The organism is Tepidiforma sp., from assembly GCF_034433535.1.
Taxonomy (GTDB): Bacteria; Chloroflexota; Dehalococcoidia; order Tepidiformales; family Tepidiformaceae; genus Tepidiforma.
Window position 1 is genome coordinate 1 of sequence record NZ_DAOUAO010000142.1, and the last position, 19,455, is coordinate 19,455.

Below are 19,455 nucleotides of genomic sequence, written 5' to 3' on the forward strand. Positions count from 1 at the left end.
TGCCCATTCGACGTCCAAATCTTCTGGCCGTTGATCACGTACTCGTCGCCATCCCGGACGGCGCGCGTCTGCATGCTCGCAAGGTCCGAACCAGAACCGGGTTCGCTGAAGCCCTGGCAGTACCACTCCTCGCCCGAGGCCATCTTCGGCAGGTAGCGCGCCTTCTGCTCCTCCGTCCCGTGGACGAGCATCGTCGGCCCCGTAATCCCGATCGTGAAGAGCCGCCCGCCTGATGGCGCCCGGTGGTAGGCCAGCTCCTCATTCAGAATGAACTGTTCGAGCGCCGTCTTCCCCATGCCCCCGTACTGCTCCGGCCAGGCCGGCGCAAACCAGCGCCGGGCACCGAGCTTCTTCGTGAACTCCCGCGCGAACGCGACCTGCTCCTCGTTATCGAAGAAATCGTCGTCGCCCTCGAAATCCGGCGGCAGCTCCGCCCGGAGGAACGCCCGAAGCTCCTGCCGCCACCCTTCCGTCTCGGGAGAAAGCCTGAAGTCCATAGTCCACCTCGCGCATTCTTCCGGGCCGCGCCCGGCCATCGAGTGTACCGGGTGAAGGGAGGAGGCGGGAGCCGGGCGCAGAAAAGGTCGCAGCGAGCGACACGCGGCGTCCGAAGTTGCCTCCGCCGTTCTCCCGCCGTCCCCCTTCTCCGTGGCCGAAAGGGGTCGAAATTGGAAAAGAGAGGGACTGCGCGGCAGGCGGATGCAGCGTGCCGTGCCGCTCGCCCCCGAATCATGCCCCCGGGTCCGGGGAGCCCGTTGGAGTGCACCATGCGTCGTCGTTTGCCCGGCTTTTCAGCCATCGCCAACCTCAACATCGCCAACAAGCTCGGCCTCATCGTCGCCGTCATGGCCCTGCCCATCCTCGCCCTCCTCGCCGTCCAGTTCCAGGCCCAGCGCGAAGCCCAGTCCCGCGCAGCAAGCGAGCGCGACGGCCTCGAGTACGTCTCCACCGTCATCCCCTTCCTCCGCGAAGTCCAGCTCCACCGCGGCCTCGTGCTCCGCGTCCTCGCCGGCGACGCCAACTCGGTCGAAACCATGAAACAGTCCGAGCGCGCCGCCGATAACGCCCTCGCCGCCATCAACGAGATGGACAGCCGCTTCGGCAACCGCTTCGGCACACGCGACCTTGTCGCCTTCCTCAACGATGAGTGGGCCAAGACCAAAGAAGCCGGCAGCAGCGCCGAAGTGGCCAACGCCGCCCACACCCGCCTCATCCAGCAGGGCGTCTTCCCCCTCCTCTCCACCGTCGCCGCCCGTTCGAACCTCGCCCTCGACCCCGAGCTCGATTCCCGCGCCGTCATCGCCGCCCTCACCGAATCCCTGCCGCGCCTTACCGAGCACCTCTCCCTCATGCGCGCCGCCGGCACCGAAACCCTCATCACCCGCGCCGGCATCTCCGCCACCGAAGCGCAGAAGCAGTACCTCGCCGCCCAGTCGGCCGCCGCCATGGTCCACGCCGATGCACTCGACCGCCAGCTCCGGCTCGCTATGAACGAAAACCCCCGCTTCGCCGAGGCGCTGCAGACGGCCGTGGGCCGCAGCTCGACCACCCGCGACACCTTCCTCGAAATGACCCGCAACCAGGTCCTCGGCGCGCCCATCCTCCCGGATGCCGCCGCCGAAGGCTACTTTTACATGGGCGGCAGCGCCATCGACACCTCCAACCAGCTGCTCGCCGCCGCCCAGGAGACCCTCAACGCCCAGTTCGATGCCCGCGCCGCCGATGCCCGGCAGCAGTTCTACACCTTCGGCGGTGCGGCGGTCGCCGGCGTGGCCTTCGCCCTCCTGCTCGCCGTGGTCATCTCCATGAGCATCACCCGCCCGGTGTGCCACCTGGCCGAGGTGGCCGACCGCATCAGCCTCGGCGAACTCGACGCCGAGATCACGGTCGAATCCGACAACGAAATCGGCCACCTGGCCGAGAGCCTGCGCCGCATGCAGACCAGCCTCCGCGCCGCCATCGAACGGCTGCGCCAGCGCCGCCAGCAGGCCGCCTGAGCCCGGCCGCGCCTCCAGCAGCAAGGGGAGTAGCGCACCATGCAGCCCACACCGAGCCTCGACCGGGAAACCGCCAGCCGCATCGCCCACGCCGCGGGCAGCATCGAAGGCGTCCGCTCCGTGGTCGTCGCCGGGCCCGAAGGCCAGCCCCTCGCCGCCCACCGCGAGCCCGACCCCGCCCGCGCCGCCGCCCTCGCCAGCTTCGTCGCCCTCCGCGCCGAGGCCCTCCCCACCGATGGCGACCTCCGCGGCATGGGCAAGCAGCTGGCAGGCTCCAGCTTCCTCCACGCCGCCATCTCCGGCGGCCCCGTTGAAGCCGCTCTCGTGCCCCTGCGCGGCGCCACCCTCTTCATCACCCACGCACCAGGCCGCGGGCCGGCCATCGCGACAGCGCTCCAGCCCATCACCCGCCGCTTCGGCGCAGCCACGCTCCCCAGGAGTTCCACGCCATGATGTTCCCGAAGGACCGCACCATCTACGCGAACCTCAATACCTCCTTCACCGCCTTCGATGCCCTGCTGGAGGACTGCCGCCAGCGCCGCCTCACCGGCTACATCGAAGTCACCTTCCCCGGGTACACCGGCACCCTCATCCTCTCCGAAGGCGAACTCCTCAACGGCGCCGTCTCCGCCGGGCCCAACCGCCTGAGCGGCCCGCCGGCCATCCGCAATATCACCGAGAAGGCGGCCGAACGCGATGGCACCATCACCGTTTCCGCGGCCTTCCCCGATGTCGTCCTGCTCGTCCATCGCCTGATGGATAGCCGCCCCCTCTACAAGGACCTCACCAGCCAGTTCACCAGCCTCGATCGCCTCATCGCCAAGCTCCGCAGCGACGGCATCACCGGCTACGTCGAAGTCCAGGTCGCCAACGAAGCCGGCGTCGGCGTCATCTACCTCCAGTCCGGCGAGCCGATCGAATCCGTCTTCGCCGCCCCGCGCCTGCCCATGATCTCCGGCCAGGAGGCGCTCAACGCCATCGTCGCCGCCGTGAATACCGCCGGCGGTTCGTTCAACGTCTACATCGAAGCCAGCGCGCCCGCCGCCATCGGGCTCCCCCGGCAGGCGCCCCCGCCGGAGACCTACCGCGCCGAGCTCCTCGCCTTCTGGTCCGAAGTCCTCGCCCGCACCGAACAGTACATCGATAGCGTCGCCAGGCCCGGCCGCTTCCTCACCGCCTTCAAAGAAACCCTCGTCAACCGCGCCGTCACCTATCCGTTCCTCGACCCCTTCGCCGCCGAGTTCAGGTACACCAACGGCACCATCGAATTCGATGGCCCGCTTCCCGAAGATTTCAGCAAAGCCGTCGGCGATTGCCTCGGCGATACCGTCTCGCGGCTCGCCTTCCAGCTCAAGCGCGCCGACCTCGAAACCCGCGTGCGCGCCGCCCTCGAAGGCATCAGCGAACGGCACGCCGCCGTCATCGACCGCTTCGGCCTGCGCGACGAAATCCAGGAGTTCGTTGCCTGACCAGCTCAGCGGGGTGAACCACCATGGAGCGCGAACTCGAACAGCTCACCGCCCTCAACGGCGTCGAAGGCGCCTTCCTCTGCGATAACCGCGGCGAGGTCATCGTCAGCTCCAGCCCGGCCGTCCTCGCCACCGTCACCATGAACACCATCGGCCGCGAAGTCGCCAGGGCGTTCGTCGCGCTCCAGGCCGGCGGGATCCCCGCCAGCCGGCTCGACCTCACCTACAGCTCCTGGCGCCTCCTCGCCGTCGATATCGGCGATGCCGTCCTCTTCGTCATCACCCAGCCGGCCGTCGATATGGCCATGGTCCGCATGACCGCCGATGTCGTCACCGCCGCCTGGAAGAAAGACCCGGCCGCCCGCAAGCGCCTCGAAAAGCACCGCGCAGAGCGCGCCCAGCTCCTCAGCCGCACCGCCCTCGACCCCGGTTCCTGGACCTCCTGGACCGCGATCGCCCACCGGGCTCACCAGCCCTGACCCCGCCCACCATGGGAGGACACCATGCCTGAAGGACTCACCGGCAGCCTCGCCCAGCTCCCCCTCATCGACCTCCTCAAAATGCTCGCCGCAGGCGGGCAGACCGGCCGCCTCGAGCTCTCCTCCGGCCTCGACCTCGGCGACCTCTACCTCCACCAGGGGCACGTCGTCCACGCCGAGGCCGCGGGCGAATGGGGCGAACCCGCCTTCGCCCGCCTCATCACCTGGCCCAACGGCCAGTTCCGCTTCATCCCCGGCGAGCCCGCGCCCGAGCGCACCATCACCCGCCCGCTCGACCAGCTCCTCGCCGAGGCCGCCCGCCTCGCCAGCGAACGCGAGGCCGTCCGCCGCGTCGTCCCCTCCATGGATGTCGTCCCGCGGCTCCCGCGCAAGGCCCCCGCGCCCACCATCACCATCGATGCCGCCGACTGGGAGACCATCGCCGTCATCGACGGCACCCGCACTGCGGCTGCCATCGCCGCCGCCCTCGGGCTCGATGACTACGACACCATGCGCCGGCTCTACCGCCTCAAGCTCAGCGGCCTCGTCGAGCTCGAGAAGGCCCCCCAGGTCGCGCCCTCGGCGCGCGCGCTCGCCGGCCCCCAGTTCTTCCAGGCGCTCCACGCCGCCGTCGCCGCGGCCGTCGGCCCCCTCGCCGAGATCATCATCGATGACTGCCTCGACGCCATGGGCTACACCCGCCAGGACTTCCCGCGCGACGGCGTGGCCGCCCTCGCCGAGGCCGTCAGCAACGAAATCACCGACGCCGAAAAGCGCGTCCGCTTCCAGCAGACGATGCTCGCCATGCTGCGGGGCAACCGCGCCGCCTAAGCCGGCGCTCCCGCCCCGCGCCCCTCGCCCAGCAGCTCCCGCAGCTTGCGAAGCGCCCGCCATTGCCGCGATTTCACCGCGTCCTCGGTCGTCCGCAGGACGTCCGCCGCCTCGGCTACCGAAAGCCCGTGCAGGAAGCGGAGCGTGATGACCTCCGCATCCTCCCGTTTGAGCGCCGCCACCGCCTGAGCCAGGGCGAGCTGCTCGGCCCGCCCTTCCAGCCCAGCATCCGCGCCATCGAACGCCTCAAGCGCCAGCATCGGCGGCTGCCGAAACAGCTTCCGCCGGTGCTCGGCCACCACATGCCGGGCGATGCCGAACAGCCACGCCCGCGCCGGCAGGCCGCGGTCCTCCAGGCGGTCGGCGTGCTTCCATGCCTGCTCGAAGACCAGCCCCGCCAGGTCCTCCGCATCCGCCGCCGAGCCGGCCCGCGAAAGCGCATACCGGTAAATCGCCGGCATCTCCCGCTCAAAAAGCTCACGCCACGCCGCCGGGTCGCGCCGCCGAAGCCGCTCGATGAACGCCCCCTCCGCCGCCTGCGGCCCCGCCGGGCGAGCTTCACCGGCGTGCGCGGCCAGCGCCATCGCCGCGAGGTCAAACGCCAGCACCGGCCAGGCCGCTGCCCTCATGCCCCGCTCACCCGTCCTGATCCTTCTTCTGCTCGTCGTCGCGCTTGTCCGTGTCGTCCTCTTCCCCGTCGTCCTCCCTGTCGTCGTCATCCGGGCTATCGTCCCCGTCGCCCGGTGTTGGCGAGACAGGCGGATTCACGTCGTCATCGGAGCCCGGACTCGGAGTCGACGAAGGCGAGACCGCCGGCGTGGGTGTCGCCGGTTCTGGCGTGGGTGTGGTCGCCGGACCCGTTGCCGCCGGAGTCGAGGCACCCGTCGTCGTCGGGGTTGCGCTTGCAGCGGCTGGCGTGCCGGGTACGGGTGCGTTCGCCTGGCCGGGTTGCGGCGTCACGGTGGTGGCTCGGCCGGGTGCCGGCGGAGACCCGCCGGCACCGGGCGATGCCGGCGCGCCAGGCGTCGGGTCCCCGTCCGGGCGCACGGTCGGGGTGGGTTCGGACCCGGGAGTTGGAGTCCCTCCCCGGCCCGGGTCGAGGTTGCGTACCACGTTGACGGCAAATTCGCCCACGGCCCGCGCCGCAGCGGCCGGGTCGACGCCCGCCGCAACCGTCCCCCCGCCGAGAATCGCGACCGCCGCCGCCGCGGCCGCCAGCCGCTGGGCGAGCGGGCGTCGCTCGCTCCCGAGGCCCGCCCAGCCGATGAGCCAGGCCCAGGCCCCGCCCCGGCGCCCCTCCATCCGGTCCTCCAGCCGCGCCCACACCCGTTCCATCGCCGCGCGGTCCGGCCCGGCCAGCGGCAGCCCCTCGACCTGCCGTGCCAGTCGCACCAGGCCAGCAGCCTCCGCACTCCCCGGGGGCGCCCCGCCCGAGAGGGCTGCGTCAAGCTCCAGGGCTCCGTGGTCCATCGCCGGCCTTCCTCCCGGGTCAGCGGCCATGGCACCCTCCCGGGGATCGTCGCGACCCGGGAGGGTTCGCTGCCGCCGTCAACAAGGACATCGGTGACGTCATGGCAAACGTGTCAGGCTCGGCCGAAGATTTCCGCCCCGCGGCTCGACGCCGGCGGGGGTCTATCATAGGTCGGCAGGCAGCCTGTTGCCCCGCAAGGTCACCGCCCATGAGGCCCACCGTCGTCATCGTCTCCGGCAGCTCCGGCGAGCCCTCGCCCGGCGCCCGCATCGCCGCCTTCCTCGTCCGCTGGCTGGTGACCGCTGCCGCCGTCTGGGTGGCCGCCAGCCTCGTCGGCGGCATCCACCTCGAGGGATTCGGCAGCACCCTCGCCGTGGCCCTCATCCTCGGCCTGCTCAACGCCTACCTCAAACCGCTCCTCATCATCAGCGCGTTCCCGGGCATCATTCTCACCCTCGGCTTCCTGCTCATCCTCATCAACACCGCCCTCCTCGGCCTCACCGCCTGGATTGCCGGCAAAATCGACGGCATCAATTTCCGCATCGATGGCTTCTGGAGCGCCTTCTTCGGCGCCATCATCATCAGCATCGTGAGCTTCATCCTCACCCGCCTCATCAACCCCGGCCGCATCGCCCGCCGGCTCTCCTGAACCCACGCGGCCCGCGGTACTTTGCCTCCCTCGAACCACCTGCGTAGGATGACCTCGCCGCCGACCGGCTTCCCGGCGGCGAGCACCCCGCGGGGCACCCCATGCGCATCATCGACGGCATCTACCAGCTGCTCACCCCCTTCCCCCAGGTCTCCATCGAAGACGCCCGCGCCCTCCGGCGCGACCTCCAGCAGCACCCGCGCGTCACCAAAGGCCTCCCCTACGTCCTGCCCTACCTCCTCAAGGACGGCGGCGAGACCGTCCTCGTCGATTGCGGCTGGAACACCGATACCGCCTACCAGGCCCTCGAACAGGGCATGCGCGAGCACGGCTCCCACCCGTCCGAAATCAGCCGCCTGATCATCACCCACATCCACCCCGACCACTACGGTATGGCCGGCCGGCTCAAGCAGCTCTCTTCCTGCGATATCGCCGTCCACGAAAAGGACGCCGAAGTCATCGCCACCCGCTACTTCGCCCCGCGCGCCCTTACCGAAGAGATGCAGCGCTTCATGGAGCTCAACGGCGTGCCCCCGGCCGCCACGCCCCAGATGTCGCAGGGCTCGATCGGCATGCTCGGGAACGTCGCCGCCGTCCCGCCCGATACCGAACTGAAGGGCGGCGAAACCTTCAAAGTCGGCGATTTCGACTTCGAAGTCATCTGGACGCCCGGCCACTCCCCCGGCCACATCTGCCTCTACGAACCCAACCGCAAAATCCTCCTCACCGGCGACCACATCCTCCCCACCATCACCCCCAACGTCTCCATCCACGCCCAGAGCCACGGCAGCCCCCTCGGCGATTACATGCGCTCGCTCCACGCCCTCGTCGACCTCGACGTCCAACTCGTACTGCCCGCCCACGAATTCGAAATCACCGACCTCAAACGCCGCATCCGCGAGATCGAAGCCCACCACGAGATGCGCCTCGATGAAATGCTCGCCTGCGTCGACCGCGGCGGCTCGACCGCCTGGGAGGTCGCCGGCCGGGTGAAGTGGGCCACTGGCCGCCTCGAGGATTTCGAGCCCTGGATGCAGCGCGCCGCCGTCGGCGAAACGCTCGCCCACCTCGAATACCTCTTCGAACTCGGCCGCCTCGCCAAGGTCATGCGCGGCAAGCAGCTCTACTGGCTCCCCGTCTGAGGCACCCTCCTCACGCCTCCGCCGGCTCCTCCGGCCCGTGCGCCCGCCCGCCCAGCTCAGCCGGCGCCAGCCGCCAGCCCACCATCCCGCGCTCCGCGAAGCGCGCCTCCAGCGCCTGCGCCGCCCACGCCGGGGCGTCGGCCAGCCGCGCGGCGAACTCCCCCGCCAGCGGCGCAAGCTCGAAGGGGTCGTCGACCTCCTCCCACGTGCCCCAGCCCGAGACGCTCGCCCACTCCCACGGCCCCGTCGTCGCCGTACTGTCGACCTGGAACGCCACCCGCGGATTCCGCCGCGCCAGCTCCAGCTTCCGCCCGGGCGTTGTCAGCCCGCAAAGCACGCCGCCGGCCCACGTGTAGAAGAGCGGCACCACGAAGTGCTCACCCTCGGCGAAGAACGCGACCCGCACCACGCGCTCCTTCGCGAGCACGAGCTCAATCTCGTTCGGCAGCAGCGCCCGTGTGCCCATCGGGGCGATTCTCCCCCGGTCCGCGCGCGGGGCGCCAGCTCAGCGGTTGACCCCCAGCTCCTCGCGGATGAGTTCGCAAATCTCGAAGGTCGGCCCCTCGGCCTGCAGGGTCGTCTGCATCTTGTTGATCGTCACGGCGATGGCGAGCCCCACCTCGGGGTCCGCGAAGGCGATCGAACCGCCTGCCCCGGGGTGGCCGAAGGCCGTCTTGCGCGGCCCGGTTGCGCCGTGCTGACCCGCCAGCTGCCCGCCGTTAAAGAACCCGATGCTCTTCGGCAGCGGCATCATCAGCACCCGGTCCGGTGCGTCCGTCTGGATGGCGCTCATCAGCGCGATGCGCTCCTGCGAAATGATGCGCACCCCATCCACCACCCCGCCGTTGGCCAGCGCCCCGTACATCCGCGCGAGCGCACGCGCCGTAAAATGCCCGTTGGCGGCCGGCAGGCAGGCCTTGCGCACGCGCATATCGTTGAAGTTCCAGCCCAGGTTGGGCGGCATCGCCCTGAAAAAGTCGTGGTCCGGCGGCAGCTGGAACATCGCCGCCCGCGCGTTGCCCTGCTCCCCGCTCGCCGCCTGCTGCTCCTGCGCCGTCTGAAGCGTCGCCAGCCGCTCCTCCAGCCCATCGGGAATGCCGATGAACATCTCGTTCTCCATCCCCAGCGGCCGGGCGATCTCCTCCAGCAGCACCTCCTGGATGTGGCGCCCGCTCGCGCCCTCGATGATGCCGCCCACGATCCAGCCGTACGTGATCGCGTGGTAGCCCGTCGCCGTGCCCGGCTCCCACGCCGGCTCCCCCTCTGCCACGTAGCGCAGGCCGTTCTCCCACTCCAGCAGCGGCGCCGCCCCCTCCGGCGTCATCGGCATGGCGTGCAGCCCCGCCTGGTGGCTCATCGCCTGGGCCACCGTCACCCGCTCCTTGCCCTTCTGGCCAAACTCCTCCCAGTAGCGCGCCACCGGCTGCTCGTACTCCAGCAGGCCACGGTCCGCGAGGATATGCAGCGCCGTGGCGGCCACCCCTTTCGTGGTCGAAAAGCTGCTGAAGAGCGTATCCGGTCCCACCGGGCGCGGGTCGTTCGGACCCATCTGCCCGGCCCATGTATCGACGACCTTCTCCCCGCCGAGGTAGGCGCACACCTGCGTGCCCAGCTGGCTGCCCCGCGCAATCTGCTCCAGGAGCAGCGCATGCACCCTGTCGTTCAATGCAGCATTCATGGTTGGCTCCGCACCGATTGATGTTCGCCCGCACTCTACTCCGTTCGAACGCCCTTCGAAACTGCCGCCGTTGCACGCCCGTTGCCGAAACGGAAAGTTTGCAAATCGCCCACTTCCGCATTGCGAACCGTGCGCCACAATGCTTCCGCGGCTCCTGCCGAAACATAAGGAGAGAACCCGTGAACAACCGACTGCGCCTCCTCGCCGCCGCCGTCTTGGCCGCCGGGGTAGTCCTCGCGGCCTGCGGCGGCGACGACGACGGTGACACCTCCACGCCAGCAGCCCCCGGCGGGAGCGGCAACACCGCAACCGCTGCCGCGCCCTTGCCCGCCAGCACCCGGCCGGCCTCCCCGGCGCCCACCCAGGCATCCGCCGGCTCCGGCAGCGCCCGTGAGGAGTTCATCAACGCCGCCCGGGAAGCCCGCTCGGCGAAGTTTACCGCCACCTACACCATCGCAAGCTCTGAAATGAAGGGCACCATGACCTTCGCCCAGGACGGCGAGAAGTTCGCCTTCAAGATGGATGCCTCCGGCGCCGTGATCGCCGTCATCAACGCCGAAGGCGCCACCTACACCTGTTTCGGCGCCGGCACTACGGGCACCTGCACCAGGGGCGAGCCCGACCCCAGCCTCACCTCGTTCGACCCCGCAGCCGCGCTCGAGGGGGTCGACCAGGCGGGGACCGTCGAGCGCGCCGGCGACCGCACCGTCGGCGGCTACGCCTCCGCGTGCTGGAAGTCCGCCGGCACCAGCGGCGAACTGACCATCTGCATCGCCAGGAAGGAGAAGGTCCTCACGCTTGTCGAAGGGGCCGGCGCCAAAATGGAGCTCCAGGACTACTCCGGCAGCGTCGACAGCAAACTGTTCGAACCGCCCTACCCGGTCCAGTAGCAGCCTCCGCGCGCCCCGGGCACACGGCGAGGGCTCCCCTGGATGGAAGCCCTCGCTGGGTGCGTGCCGGGTTGCGAGCCGGGGTCAGACCGCTTCGACGACTTCGCCCTCGATAACCTCGCCGTCGCCGCTGCCGCCCGCGGGGGCAGTCTCGACCGCCGAGAAGCGGAACTCGCCGCCGGCAACGTCGACGACTACCTTCTGCCCCTCGCGGAACTCGCCGGCCAGGATCCGCCGCGCCAGTTCGTTCTCGATCCGCCGCTGGATCGTCCGGCGCAGCGGCCGCGCCCCGAAGACGGGGTCGTACCCTTCGCGCACCAGCTCCTCCTTCGCCGCGGGCGTGAGCTCGAAGTCGATCCGGCGTTCGGCCAGCCGCTTGCGCACCTCGCTCGCCAGCAGGTCCACGATCTGCGTCAGCTGGTCCTTCGTCAGCGGTTCGAAGACGATAATCTCGTCGATCCGGTTCAGGAACTCCGGCCGGAAGAACTCGCGCAGCGCCTTCTCCACCGAGCCCTGCAGGATCTCCTGCTCGCTCATGTCCTCGCTGCGGACCGTGAAGCCGAAGGTCGCCCGCTCCTGCGCGCTGGTGCCCAGGTTGCTCGTCATGATGATGACCGTGTTGCGGAAGTCGACCGTCCGGCCCTGCCCGTCCGTCAGGCGGCCATCATCGAGCACCTGCAGCAGCGTGTTGAACACGTCGGGGTGCGCTTTCTCGATTTCGTCGAAGAGAATGACCCGGTACGGCCGCCGCCGCACCGCCTCGGTCAGCGCGCCGCCCTCCTCGTAGCCGACGTAGCCGGGCGGGGCGCCGATCAGCCGGCTCACCGAGTGCCGCTCCTGGTACTCGGACATATCGATCCGGACCATGGCGTCCTCGGCGTCGAACAGGTACTCGGCCAGCGCCTTGGCCAGCTCCGTCTTCCCGACGCCGGTCGGACCGAGGAAGATGAACGAGCCGATCGGCCGCTTCGGGTCCTTGAGGCCCGCCCGGGCGCGGCGGATGGCATCGGCCACCGCCCTGATGGCGCGGTCCTGCCCAATGACCCGCTGGTGCAGGTAGTCCTCCAGGTGCAGGAGCTTCTCCTGCTCGGTCTCTCCCAGCTTCGAAACCGGGATGCCCGTCATCTCCGCCACCAGCCGGGCGATATCCTCCGCCGTCACCCGCCGGTCGGCGCCGGGGTGCTCCTTCTCCCACTCGGCCTTGCGCCGCTGGTACTCCGCCTGCAGCTGCAGGATGCGCTGCTTGATTCGGGCCGCCGCCTCGTAGTCCTCCCGCTGCACGGCCGCCTCCGTTTCGAGCGCCAGCTCATCCAGCTCGGCCTGCAGGTCGCGCAGCTCCTCGGGCAGGGATTGCGCCTCGATGACGTGCTTGCTGGAGGCCTCGTCGATGAGGTCGATCGCCTTGTCCGGCAGCCGCCGCTCGGTGATGTACCGCGCCGAAAGCCGCGCCGCCGCCTCGATCGCATCGTCGGTGATCTCCACTTTGTGGTGCGCCTCGTACTTTGGCCGCAGCCCCTTCAGAATCGCGATCGTGTCCTCGATGCTCGGCTCCTCGACGTACACCGGGGCAAACCGCCGCTCGAGCGCCGGGTCCTTCTCGATCCGCTCGCGATACTCATCGAGCGTCGTCGCGCCGATGACGTGCAGCTCGCCGCGGGCGAGCGCCGGCTTCATCAGGTTCGAGGCGTCGATCGCGCCCTCCGCGCCGCCCGCACCCATCACGGTGTGCAGCTCATCGATGAACAGGATCACCTGCCCCTCGGCCTGCTTCACCTCGTCCATCACGGCCTTCAGCCGCTCTTCGAACTCGCCGCGGAACTTCGAGCCCGCCACCAGCGCGCCCATGTCGAGCGCCAGCACCCGCTTGCCCTCCAGGTTCTCCGGCACATCGCCGGCCACGATCCGCTGCGCCAGCCCTTCGACGATCGCCGTCTTCCCGACGCCCGCCTCCCCGATGATCACCGGGTTGTTCTTCGTGCGCCGGTTCAGGATCTGCATCACCCGGCGGATCTCCGCGTCGCGCCCGATGACGGGGTCCAGCTTGCCCTGCCGGGCCAGCTCGGTCAGGTCGGTCGAGTACTTCTCGAGCGACTGGTAGCGGCTCTCCGCTGTCTGGCTGGTCACGCGCTGCTTCCCGCGGATGTCCTGGAGCGCACGGTAGATGCCCTCCTTCGTCACGCCGAACTCGGCCAGCAGGCGCGTCGCCCCGCTCTCTTCGTTGTCCGCGATGGCGATCAGCAGATGCTCGACGCCGACATACTCGTCCTTCAGCCGCTCGGCCTCGGCGTTCGCCACCTCGAGCATCCGCACCACTTCCGGGGTCGTGTAGATCTGCACCACGTCGTAGGCCAGCGTCGGCAGCTGGTCCACCGCCCGGGCCACACGCTCGCGCAGGCGGCGCATATCCACATTCAGCTTCTGCAGCACCTGTTCGGCGAGCCCGCCCTTATAGTTGACCAGCGCGGCCAGCACATGCGGCACGGCCCACTGGCTGTTCCGCTTCTGGCGCACAATCTCTTGCGAGGCCGCCAGCACCTCCTGCGCCTGCTCGGTGAATCGATCCTGTCGCATCATTGTTCGTGTTCTCCTCTAGTTCGCTCGACCAGGCGGGGATTGCCGCTCTTCGCCGTGGCGCCTGGACCACGGCCCGCAACACTGCGCTCGGGCCCGTCTACCGCTCCTGCGGGCCCCGGTAGGGTGCGGGCAGGCGGGTTGCCCGCAGCCGGTCGAGTTCCGCCCGGGTCGCCTCCAGTTCGGCCTGCAGCTGGCGAATCTGCTCGCTCATCCGCAGGATGATGTCGACCCCCGCCAGGTTGACGCCCAGCTCATCGATCAGCCGCTGCGCCGTCCGGATGCGCTGGATGTCCGCGTTCGAATACATCCGGATGTTGCCGCCCGTCCGCTTCGGCTGAATCAGCCCGACCTTCTCGTAGTAGCGGAGCGTCTGCTGGTGCATGCCCACCAGCCGCGCCGCAATCGAAATCACGTACATCGGCTCGTCGTCGTCGATCGGGAGGCCGGCACCGTTGTCGTTCCGTTCTGCCGCCACTGTGCACCTCCTTCACTCAGACTCGCGCCGAGGCGCTCCGCAGCTGCCGCAGCGCCTCCCAGTGCCGGCGTTCCTCGGGCGTCAGCCGGTCCGGCAGCACCACCCGCGCCTTCACGTACAGGTCGCCCCGCCGCCCGGCCTGGCCCAGCACCGGCATCCCCTTGCCGGAGAGCCGGAACTGGCGGCCGTTCTGGGTCAGCTCCGGGATGCGCAGCGCAACCCGCCCGTCGATGGTCTGCACCGTCACTTCGCCGCCGAGCACCGCATCGACCACCGGCACATCGACTTCCGCGTACAGGTCGTCGCCCCGGCGCTCGAAGCGGGCGTGCGGCAACACCGTGACGAGCAGGTAGAGATCCCCGGCGGGGCCGCCGCCGATGCCGGGCCGGCCTTCGCCGGCTACCCGCACCCGCGAGCCCGTCTTCACGCCCGCAGGGATGCGGACTTCCAGCCGGCGTGGCCGGGTGACGACCCCCATCCCCTCGCAGGCGTGACAGATCGCCCCGGCGATCTCGCCGCTTCCGCCGCAGGTCCGGCAGGCCTCGGGGGACTGCAGGTTGAGCACCCGGGTGGTCCCGTGGAACGCCTCCTCGAGCGTGATCTCCACCGGCGTTTCGACGTCCTGGCCGCGGCGGCTCCCGCTCGCGCCCCGCGGGCCGCCCCGCTCGCGGCGGAAGAGTGTCTCGAAGATCGAGCCGAAATCGGCGAAGGGGTCGGCGCCCATGCCGTTGCCCCGCGAGAAGGGGTCGCGCCCGCCCCCAAACGGGGTCGCGCCCGGCCGCGCGCCGGCCGCCTCAAGCTGATCGGCAAGCTCCCACTGGTCCCCCCAGCGGTCGTACTTCTTCCGCTTCTCCGGGTCGGAGAGCACCTCGTAGGCCTGGTTGATCTCCTTGAACTTCGCCTCGGCGCTCTTGTCGCCCGGGTTCACATCCGGGTGGAACTTGCGCGCCAGCTTCCGGTACGCCGACCGAATCTCCTTCTCGGTCGCCGTCCGGGCAACGCCGAGCACCTCATAGAAGTCACGAGCCATGGCCTCACGATACGCGTTCGCAGGCCGCCTGTCAAGAAATTCACAAACAAACTTGATAACGACGTGCTCAGACCTCTTGACAGCGCCAGGCGACGGTTCGTACGATGAACCCGGAAACCGAAACCAGCACAGCCAAAGGAGGTGCACCCATGGCAACTGCACTCACTCGCTGGGACCCGGCTGCGGAAATCGCCGCCATGCGGAACTGGATGGACCGCGTCTTCCAGGAGTCCTTCGGCCGCTTCCCCGCCTTCCGCAATGGCAGCGAGGACCTCGGCCCCATCTCCCTCGCCCTCGACGTCATCGAGCAGCCCGATAGCTACGTCATCAAGGCCGCTGTCCCGGGCGTCGACCCCAAGGACGTCGAGATCACCGTCGAGGACGATGTCCTCACCATCCGCGGCCAGTTCGAGCACAAGGAGGAGGCCAACGAGGCCAACTACCTCCGCCGCGAGATCCGCTACGGCAGCTTCGAGCGGCAGCTCCGGCTCCCGCCGACCGTCGATGCCGAAAAGGCCAACGCCTCGTTCGAGCACGGCATGCTCCGCCTCGTCCTCCCCAAGAAGCCCGAGGCCCGCGCCCGCTCGATCAAGATCACCCCGCAGGGCGTGGTCGAAGGCCAGGCCGTCTCCAACAGCTGACCGGCCGCATCTTCCGCGGGCCGCTCAGCGGCTCACGGACCCCCAACCGGCCCCGGTCACCACCGGGGCCGTTCTCATGCGCAACGCGTTCTGCGAATTCAGCCCGTCGCCGCGGGGATCGCTCGCCCGCTCAGTCGCAACCCCAGTCGTCGAACTGCTCCCCGCCGGTGAGGTGGATGGCCGCCGCCCAGGCCGCCAGCAGCCCCCCGCCGATCAGCGCCAGCCCCGCCGGCGCGCTCAGGAGCGATGCCCGTACCAGCCGCCACCCCAGCCAGCCCAGCCCGGCCCCGAGCCCCAGCAGCCCCGCCCCGCGCCACAGCAACGCCGCCGGCGGAACCGCCGGGCCGCCCGGGCGCGGGCCGTGCTCGTGGTGATGCTCGCCCGCCTCGCGGCCTTCCACCCCCGGGACGCAGCCGCCGGCACCGTCCCCCATCAGCCGCGCTCCCGCTGGTCCGGCGGCAGCAAATTCGGGATGCCGTCCTCGATCGGATACCGCTCCCGGCAGCCCGTGCAGACCAGCTCGCCCGCGACCACCTCCCCGTCCTCCTCCCGGGCCCCTTCCAGCGTCAGCTCAGCCCGGCACACCGGGCAGCGGAGAATCTCCAGCAACGTCGGCTCCATGCCCCCATCCTACCGCGCCGCGCCACTCCGCGCCTTGGCACAGGCCGCGCCCTCCCGCACCATAGCCACGCGTGAACTGGCTCGACCTCCTCATCGTCGGCGTCATCGCCTTCACCGCCTGGCGGGCCTACACCACCGGCTTCATCCGCGAACTCGTCGCCCTCCTCTCCGTCATCCTCGCCATCCCGGTCGCCGGCCTGCTCTACTCGCGCATGTTCCCCAAGGTTCACCCCATCGTCGATAACGAAGACTTCGCTGCGGTCCTCTCCTTCGTCTCGATCATGGCCGGCGTCATCATCGGCGGGCACGTCATCGCCCACCTGCTCAAGCGCGTGGCCGAAATGCTCAACCTCGGCGCCCTCGACCGCCTCACCGGCGGCCTCTTCGGCTTCCTCAAGGCCGCCCTCATCATCCAGGCCGTCCTGCTCGTCCTCATCCGCTATCCCAGCCCCGACCTGCGCGCCACCATCGAATCCTCCCGCGCGGCCGATGCCCTGCTCGATGCCGCGCCGCTCACGCTCGCCTTCCTGCCGCGCACCTTCGAAACCGGGCTCGACCTCTTCCGGGAGGCCGCCGACGCCCTCGACGGCGAGCCTGCGGACCAGCAGACCCCGTGAGCGTCCCCCGCCACGACCCCCTCGCCGCACTGCGCCAGCCCGGCTTCGCCCTCTACGCCGCCGGCCGCCTTGCCGGCGCCACCGCGATGACGATGTTCAACGCCGTCATCCTCTACCACGTCTACGAACTCACCGCCTCGCCCTTCCAGCTGGCCTTTATCGGCCTGGCGCGCTTCCTGCCGTCCCTCGGCCTGACGCTCGTCGGCGGCGCCCTCGCCGATTCGGCCAACCGCCGGCTCATCGTGCTCGCCGCCCAGGTGGTCCCCGCTGGGGCCTCGCTCGCCCTGCTCAGCGCCACCGCCTCCGGAACGGTCGGGACGCCGCTCATCTACGCCCTCGTGCTGGCGGTCGCCGTCGCCGCAGCCTTCGAAAACCCCGCCCGCCAGGCCCTCCTGCCCCAGGTCGTCACCCCCGAGGCCTTCCCCAATGCCATCGTCGTCACCTCCACGGTCCAATCGCTCGGCTTCGTCACCGGACCGGCGGCGGGCGGCCTGCTCATCGGCCTCGTCGGGCTCGAAGCCGCCTACGCCGCCCACGCTGCCCTGGTCGGGGTCGCGATCATCGCAGTCCTGCTGCTCCGCCCCCGGCCGGTCGAACTCGCCCCCCGGGTCGTCTCGCTCGCCGGCATCCGCGAAGGCATCCGCTTCGTCCTCCAGCGCCAGGTGCTCATCGGCGCCATGACACTCGACATGTTCGCCGTCATCTTCGGCGGGGCGCAGGCCCTCCTCCCCATCTACGCCACCGACATCCTCGGGGTCGGCGGGCTCGGCTACGGCATCCTTGCGGCCTCGCTCGAAGCCGGCGCCCTCGCCATGTCCGTCGCCCTCGTCTTCCTCCCGCCCATCCGCCAGGCCGGCCGCGCCCTGCTCAGCGCCGTTGCGCTCTTCGGCCTGGGCACGATCGCCTTCGGCCTCTCGCGCAACTTCTACCTTTCCGTGGCCACCTACGCCTTCATCGGCATGGCCGACCAGGTCTCGGTCGTCCTCCGCCAGGCAGCGGTCCAGCTCTCCACCCCCGATGAGCTCCGCGGCCGCGTTTCGAGCGTCAACATGCTCTTCATCGGCGCCTCCAACCAGCTCGGCGCGGTCGAATCCGGCCTCGTCGCCGGCCTCACCAGCGCGACCTTCGCCGTGGTCTCGGGCGGCGTCGGCACCCTGGCCGTGGTGGCCATCGTAGCGGCCCGGCTGCCGGGCCTGCGCAACTACCGCATCGAGCCCCGGGTCAGCGAGCCCGCCCGCAGCCCGGCACCCGCCGGCCATGGCACACTCCCCTCGTGAACGAACAGCCCCCCGGCGAAGCCGACCTCGATGCCCTGCTCGCCGCCTACGACCGCGAACTGGAGTATTTCGCCTCCACCGCCGAGCTGCTCATGCCCGTCATGCGTGCCCTCCTCGCAGCCATCGATGCCGCCTTCGTCACCCCCGAGGACCCGCAGGTGATCGCCGGCGCACGCAACGCCCGCGCACGTTACGTCGAAACCCTCGCCGGCCTCAAACCCCTCATCGATGACTGGCTTCGCGTCCGGGGGGCCAACCAGCGCGCCTGGGAAGCCGAGCCCTTCATGGACGATGCCCGCTTCGAACGGCTCCAGGAGCTTGGCGCGCGCGAAACCCGGCTCGCCCTCGAGCGCGGCGAGTTCGATGCCCTGCAGGAGCTTGTCCGCCACCGCCTGCTGCTCTTCGAAGAGCTCCTCCCCGGCCGCTAACGGACCAGCGCCCGGCTACGAACCGCCTTCCCCCGGCTCGATGATCGGCGGCAGCGGGTGCGGGCCGTGCGGGACGTACACCTTCGGTTCGCGCAGGACCGAGGTCAGCAGCATCGGCGGCAGCTCGGCCAGGATGACGTCAAAGGTCAGCGGGCCCCCGGCGCGCCGCCAGCTGAAATTGTTGTTGGTCGCGAACATCAGGGTGTAGGCCACCAGGCGCGGGTCCCGCTCGATGAACACCCCCTCGCGGATGCCCCAGGCCACCACGTCCATCAGCGCATGCTCGTAGTCCCGGTCCGCCTCCCGGATGCGCTCCCTGCCTTCCGGTGAGAGGTTGCGCGGCCGGCCGCCCACGTACGAGCTCCGCACGATGGTGTGGTATTCGCCCATCAGCAGGAGGTCGCGCAGGGCGTTGAACAGCGCCGCTTCCGGCCCGGGCGCACGCTCGATGATGGAGCGCAGGCGGCGCTCGGCGGTGCGGACCGCTTCGACCGCCACCTCGACCCAGAGCTCTTCCTTGCTGCGGAACTGGTAGTAAATGACCGCCCGGCTGGTGCCCAGCTTGGCGGCCACGTCTTCGAGGGTGGCGTCGGGCAGGCCTTTCTCGAGCACCACCTCGGCCATCGCCTGCATGATCGCCCGCCGCCGTGCCTCCGCGCGCGCCGGGTCCTGCACCCGGTAGCCGCGCAACCCGAACTCGTCGCCCATCGCGCTCCTCTTCAGCCGGGTGCTGGCCCGGCGCCGTGTTGACAACTCTACCATCCCGGCGGTACATTGCGCGCCTTCGGATAAACACGCGCGTCTAATCTTTGCTGTCGGGTTGGGCGCGCGTCCGAAGCGGACTCCGGGAGCGGTGTGCAGGCTTTGTAGGGGCGCCTGCACACCCCCCGGAAACTCCGAACCCCCGGCGTGGAGCGGACGCGATCCAATCCCGCCTCCAAAAGCGTAGAGTTAGGCAAATTCCTCGCATTGATGCGGCCAATGGTGGGACACGAACGGCACGCATCGGCGAGACGGGCCCGAACAAAGGAGGAAGGGGCAGATGGAACGCTCGAACTACTGGACGCGCAGACTCGCCCGCCGGCGCTTCCTCGCCGGCAGCGCCACCGCCGGCCTCGCCGCCGGCGCCTGGGCCCTCGCCGGCTGCGGCGACGACGACGACGGCGGCGACTCCGGCCCCACACCC

23 protein-coding genes are annotated in these 19,455 nt (G+C 70.0%); 12 read left to right on the forward strand and 11 right to left on the reverse strand.

Translation table 11 applies throughout. From position 1 onward, the window contains the following. The coding region (locus VAE46_RS07795; RefSeq protein ID WP_322796363.1) for an acyl-CoA dehydrogenase family protein at window positions 1-497 on the reverse strand (497 nt) is incomplete at its 3' end. Between the two features lie 282 nt (window positions 498-779). On the opposite strand from VAE46_RS07795, the gene VAE46_RS07800 reads away from it, so the two are divergent. The 5 genes from VAE46_RS07800 to VAE46_RS07820 are packed head-to-tail and all read left to right on the forward strand — an operon-like array spanning window position 780 to window position 4,776. Continuing rightward, window positions 780-1,997 (forward strand): HAMP domain-containing protein, encoded by a 1,218-nt coding sequence (locus VAE46_RS07800; RefSeq protein WP_322796364.1) that lies wholly within the window; start codon window positions 780-782, stop codon window positions 1,995-1,997. Window positions 1,998-2,036: 39 nt separating this feature from the next. Beyond that, window positions 2,037-2,450, forward strand: a complete 414-nt coding sequence (locus VAE46_RS07805; RefSeq protein ID WP_322796365.1) for a hypothetical protein — start codon at window positions 2,037-2,039, stop codon at window positions 2,448-2,450. Next, on the forward strand, window positions 2,447-3,466 hold the full coding sequence (locus VAE46_RS07810; RefSeq protein WP_322796366.1) for a hypothetical protein: 1,020 nt from the start codon (window positions 2,447-2,449) through the stop codon (window positions 3,464-3,466). The genes VAE46_RS07805 and VAE46_RS07810 overlap by 4 nt, the downstream gene beginning before the upstream one ends. 23 nt (window positions 3,467-3,489) lie before the next feature. Next, window positions 3,490-3,945 (forward strand): hypothetical protein, encoded by a 456-nt coding sequence (locus VAE46_RS07815; RefSeq protein ID WP_322796367.1) that lies wholly within the window; start codon window positions 3,490-3,492, stop codon window positions 3,943-3,945. Between the two features lie 24 nt (window positions 3,946-3,969). Continuing rightward, window positions 3,970-4,776, forward strand: coding sequence for a DUF4388 domain-containing protein (locus tag VAE46_RS07820; protein ID WP_322796368.1), 807 nt, complete (start codon window positions 3,970-3,972; stop codon window positions 4,774-4,776). On the opposite strand, the gene VAE46_RS07825 is transcribed toward VAE46_RS07820, so the two are convergent. Beyond that, the gene (locus tag VAE46_RS07825) at window positions 4,773-5,405 is read right to left on the reverse strand and encodes an RNA polymerase sigma factor (protein ID WP_322796369.1); all 633 of its coding nucleotides are present in this window, start codon (window positions 5,403-5,405) and stop codon (window positions 4,773-4,775) included. The two genes, VAE46_RS07820 and VAE46_RS07825, sit on opposite strands and share 4 nt — an antisense overlap. Window positions 5,406-5,412: 7 nt before the next feature. Further along, complete coding sequence (locus VAE46_RS07830) at window positions 5,413-6,246, reverse strand: hypothetical protein (protein WP_322796370.1); 834 nt, start codon at window positions 6,244-6,246, stop codon at window positions 5,413-5,415. Between the two features lie 209 nt (window positions 6,247-6,455). Between VAE46_RS07830 and VAE46_RS07835 the strand changes: the two genes are divergently transcribed. Then, on the forward strand, window positions 6,456-6,896 hold the full coding sequence (locus VAE46_RS07835; RefSeq protein WP_322796371.1) for a phage holin family protein: 441 nt from the start codon (window positions 6,456-6,458) through the stop codon (window positions 6,894-6,896). 101 nt (window positions 6,897-6,997) lie between these two features. Further along, the gene (locus VAE46_RS07840) at window positions 6,998-8,038 is read left to right on the forward strand and encodes an MBL fold metallo-hydrolase (RefSeq protein ID WP_322796372.1); all 1,041 of its coding nucleotides are present in this window, start codon (window positions 6,998-7,000) and stop codon (window positions 8,036-8,038) included. 10 nt (window positions 8,039-8,048) lie between these two features. Here the strand turns inward: VAE46_RS07840 and VAE46_RS07845 are convergent, their stop codons facing one another. Both VAE46_RS07845 and VAE46_RS07850 read right to left on the reverse strand, forming a co-directional pair. Continuing rightward, window positions 8,049-8,504, reverse strand: a complete 456-nt coding sequence (locus VAE46_RS07845; protein WP_322796373.1) for a pyridoxamine 5'-phosphate oxidase family protein — start codon at window positions 8,502-8,504, stop codon at window positions 8,049-8,051. A gap of 39 nt (window positions 8,505-8,543) precedes the next feature. Beyond that, a complete protein-coding gene (locus VAE46_RS07850) occupies window positions 8,544-9,716 on the reverse strand; it encodes a serine hydrolase domain-containing protein (RefSeq protein WP_322796374.1) in 1,173 nt (390 codons plus the stop codon). Between the two features lie 179 nt (window positions 9,717-9,895). On the opposite strand from VAE46_RS07850, the gene VAE46_RS07855 reads away from it, so the two are divergent. Next, complete coding sequence (locus VAE46_RS07855) at window positions 9,896-10,606, forward strand: hypothetical protein (protein ID WP_322796375.1); 711 nt, start codon at window positions 9,896-9,898, stop codon at window positions 10,604-10,606. Window positions 10,607-10,690: 84 nt separating this feature from the next. On the opposite strand, the gene VAE46_RS07860 is transcribed toward VAE46_RS07855, so the two are convergent. The 3 genes from VAE46_RS07860 to VAE46_RS07870 all read right to left on the reverse strand — a co-directional run bounded on the left by VAE46_RS07860 (window position 10,691) and on the right by VAE46_RS07870 (window position 14,685). Further along, the gene (locus tag VAE46_RS07860) at window positions 10,691-13,177 is read right to left on the reverse strand and encodes an ATP-dependent Clp protease ATP-binding subunit (RefSeq protein WP_416223954.1); all 2,487 of its coding nucleotides are present in this window, start codon (window positions 13,175-13,177) and stop codon (window positions 10,691-10,693) included. A 100-nt stretch (window positions 13,178-13,277) separates the two neighbouring features. Next, on the reverse strand, window positions 13,278-13,655 hold the full coding sequence (locus VAE46_RS07865) for a heat shock protein transcriptional repressor HspR (RefSeq protein ID WP_322796377.1): 378 nt from the start codon (window positions 13,653-13,655) through the stop codon (window positions 13,278-13,280). Between the two features lie 16 nt (window positions 13,656-13,671). Further along, window positions 13,672-14,685 carry a J domain-containing protein gene (locus VAE46_RS07870; RefSeq protein WP_322796378.1) on the reverse strand — a complete coding sequence of 338 codons (1,014 nt, stop codon included), beginning with the start codon at window positions 14,683-14,685 and terminating at the stop codon, window positions 13,672-13,674. A 149-nt stretch (window positions 14,686-14,834) separates the two neighbouring features. On the opposite strand from VAE46_RS07870, the gene VAE46_RS07875 reads away from it, so the two are divergent. Further along, window positions 14,835-15,326 (forward strand): Hsp20/alpha crystallin family protein, encoded by a 492-nt coding sequence (locus tag VAE46_RS07875; protein ID WP_322796379.1) that lies wholly within the window; start codon window positions 14,835-14,837, stop codon window positions 15,324-15,326. A gap of 130 nt (window positions 15,327-15,456) precedes the next feature. Here VAE46_RS07875 and VAE46_RS07880 read toward each other — a convergent pair whose 3' ends face one another. Together VAE46_RS07880 and VAE46_RS07885 are read right to left on the reverse strand one after the other, a co-directional pair. Beyond that, window positions 15,457-15,759: a hypothetical protein gene (locus VAE46_RS07880; RefSeq protein ID WP_322796380.1), complete on the reverse strand. Its 303-nt coding sequence runs from the start codon at window positions 15,757-15,759 to the stop codon at window positions 15,457-15,459. After that, window positions 15,759-15,947, reverse strand: a complete 189-nt coding sequence (locus tag VAE46_RS07885) for a methytransferase partner Trm112 (protein ID WP_322796381.1) — start codon at window positions 15,945-15,947, stop codon at window positions 15,759-15,761. Before VAE46_RS07885 ends, VAE46_RS07880 begins: the two co-directional genes overlap by 1 nt. 71 nt (window positions 15,948-16,018) lie before the next feature. Between VAE46_RS07885 and VAE46_RS07890 the strand changes: the two genes are divergently transcribed. From VAE46_RS07890 to VAE46_RS07900, 3 genes are read left to right on the forward strand one after another with little or no spacing between them, the layout of a single operon-like run. Continuing rightward, window positions 16,019-16,564, forward strand: coding sequence for a CvpA family protein (locus tag VAE46_RS07890; RefSeq protein WP_322796382.1), 546 nt, complete (start codon window positions 16,019-16,021; stop codon window positions 16,562-16,564). Next, window positions 16,561-17,841: an MFS transporter gene (locus VAE46_RS07895; protein WP_322796383.1), complete on the forward strand. Its 1,281-nt coding sequence runs from the start codon at window positions 16,561-16,563 to the stop codon at window positions 17,839-17,841. The genes VAE46_RS07890 and VAE46_RS07895 overlap by 4 nt, the downstream gene beginning before the upstream one ends. Further along, window positions 17,838-18,269, forward strand: coding sequence for a hypothetical protein (locus VAE46_RS07900; RefSeq protein WP_322796384.1), 432 nt, complete (start codon window positions 17,838-17,840; stop codon window positions 18,267-18,269). The genes VAE46_RS07895 and VAE46_RS07900 overlap by 4 nt, the downstream gene beginning before the upstream one ends. 15 nt (window positions 18,270-18,284) lie before the next feature. Here VAE46_RS07900 and VAE46_RS07905 read toward each other — a convergent pair whose 3' ends face one another. Then, on the reverse strand, window positions 18,285-18,977 hold the full coding sequence (locus VAE46_RS07905; RefSeq protein WP_322796385.1) for a TetR/AcrR family transcriptional regulator: 693 nt from the start codon (window positions 18,975-18,977) through the stop codon (window positions 18,285-18,287). Window positions 18,978-19,455 lie beyond the last annotated feature (478 nt).

Excerpts from the sequence above, each read along its gene's own strand:
- VAE46_RS07805 (WP_322796365.1), top strand. The coding sequence starts at position 2,037 with ATGCAGCCCACACCGAGCCTCGACCGGGAAACCGCCAGCCGCATCGCC.
- VAE46_RS07810 (WP_322796366.1), top strand. The coding sequence starts at position 2,447 with ATGATGTTCCCGAAGGACCGCACCATCTACGCGAACCTCAATACCTCC.
- VAE46_RS07815 (WP_322796367.1), top strand. The coding sequence starts at position 3,490 with ATGGAGCGCGAACTCGAACAGCTCACCGCCCTCAACGGCGTCGAAGGC.
- VAE46_RS07820 (WP_322796368.1), top strand. The coding sequence starts at position 3,970 with ATGCCTGAAGGACTCACCGGCAGCCTCGCCCAGCTCCCCCTCATCGAC.
- VAE46_RS07825 (WP_322796369.1), bottom strand. The coding sequence starts at position 5,405 with ATGAGGGCAGCGGCCTGGCCGGTGCTGGCGTTTGACCTCGCGGCGATG.
- VAE46_RS07830 (WP_322796370.1), bottom strand. The coding sequence starts at position 6,246 with ATGGACCACGGAGCCCTGGAGCTTGACGCAGCCCTCTCGGGCGGGGCG.
- VAE46_RS07835 (WP_322796371.1), top strand. The coding sequence starts at position 6,456 with ATGAGGCCCACCGTCGTCATCGTCTCCGGCAGCTCCGGCGAGCCCTCG.
- VAE46_RS07840 (WP_322796372.1), top strand. The coding sequence starts at position 6,998 with ATGCGCATCATCGACGGCATCTACCAGCTGCTCACCCCCTTCCCCCAG.
- VAE46_RS07845 (WP_322796373.1), bottom strand. The coding sequence starts at position 8,504 with ATGGGCACACGGGCGCTGCTGCCGAACGAGATTGAGCTCGTGCTCGCG.
- VAE46_RS07850 (WP_322796374.1), bottom strand. The coding sequence starts at position 9,716 with ATGAATGCTGCATTGAACGACAGGGTGCATGCGCTGCTCCTGGAGCAG.
- VAE46_RS07860 (WP_416223954.1), bottom strand. The coding sequence starts at position 13,177 with ATGCGACAGGATCGATTCACCGAGCAGGCGCAGGAGGTGCTGGCGGCC.
- VAE46_RS07870 (WP_322796378.1), bottom strand. The coding sequence starts at position 14,685 with ATGGCTCGTGACTTCTATGAGGTGCTCGGCGTTGCCCGGACGGCGACC.
- VAE46_RS07875 (WP_322796379.1), top strand. The coding sequence starts at position 14,835 with ATGGCAACTGCACTCACTCGCTGGGACCCGGCTGCGGAAATCGCCGCC.
- VAE46_RS07880 (WP_322796380.1), bottom strand. The coding sequence starts at position 15,759 with ATGGGGGACGGTGCCGGCGGCTGCGTCCCGGGGGTGGAAGGCCGCGAG.
- VAE46_RS07885 (WP_322796381.1), bottom strand. The coding sequence starts at position 15,947 with ATGGAGCCGACGTTGCTGGAGATTCTCCGCTGCCCGGTGTGCCGGGCT.
- VAE46_RS07905 (WP_322796385.1), bottom strand. The coding sequence starts at position 18,977 with ATGGGCGACGAGTTCGGGTTGCGCGGCTACCGGGTGCAGGACCCGGCG.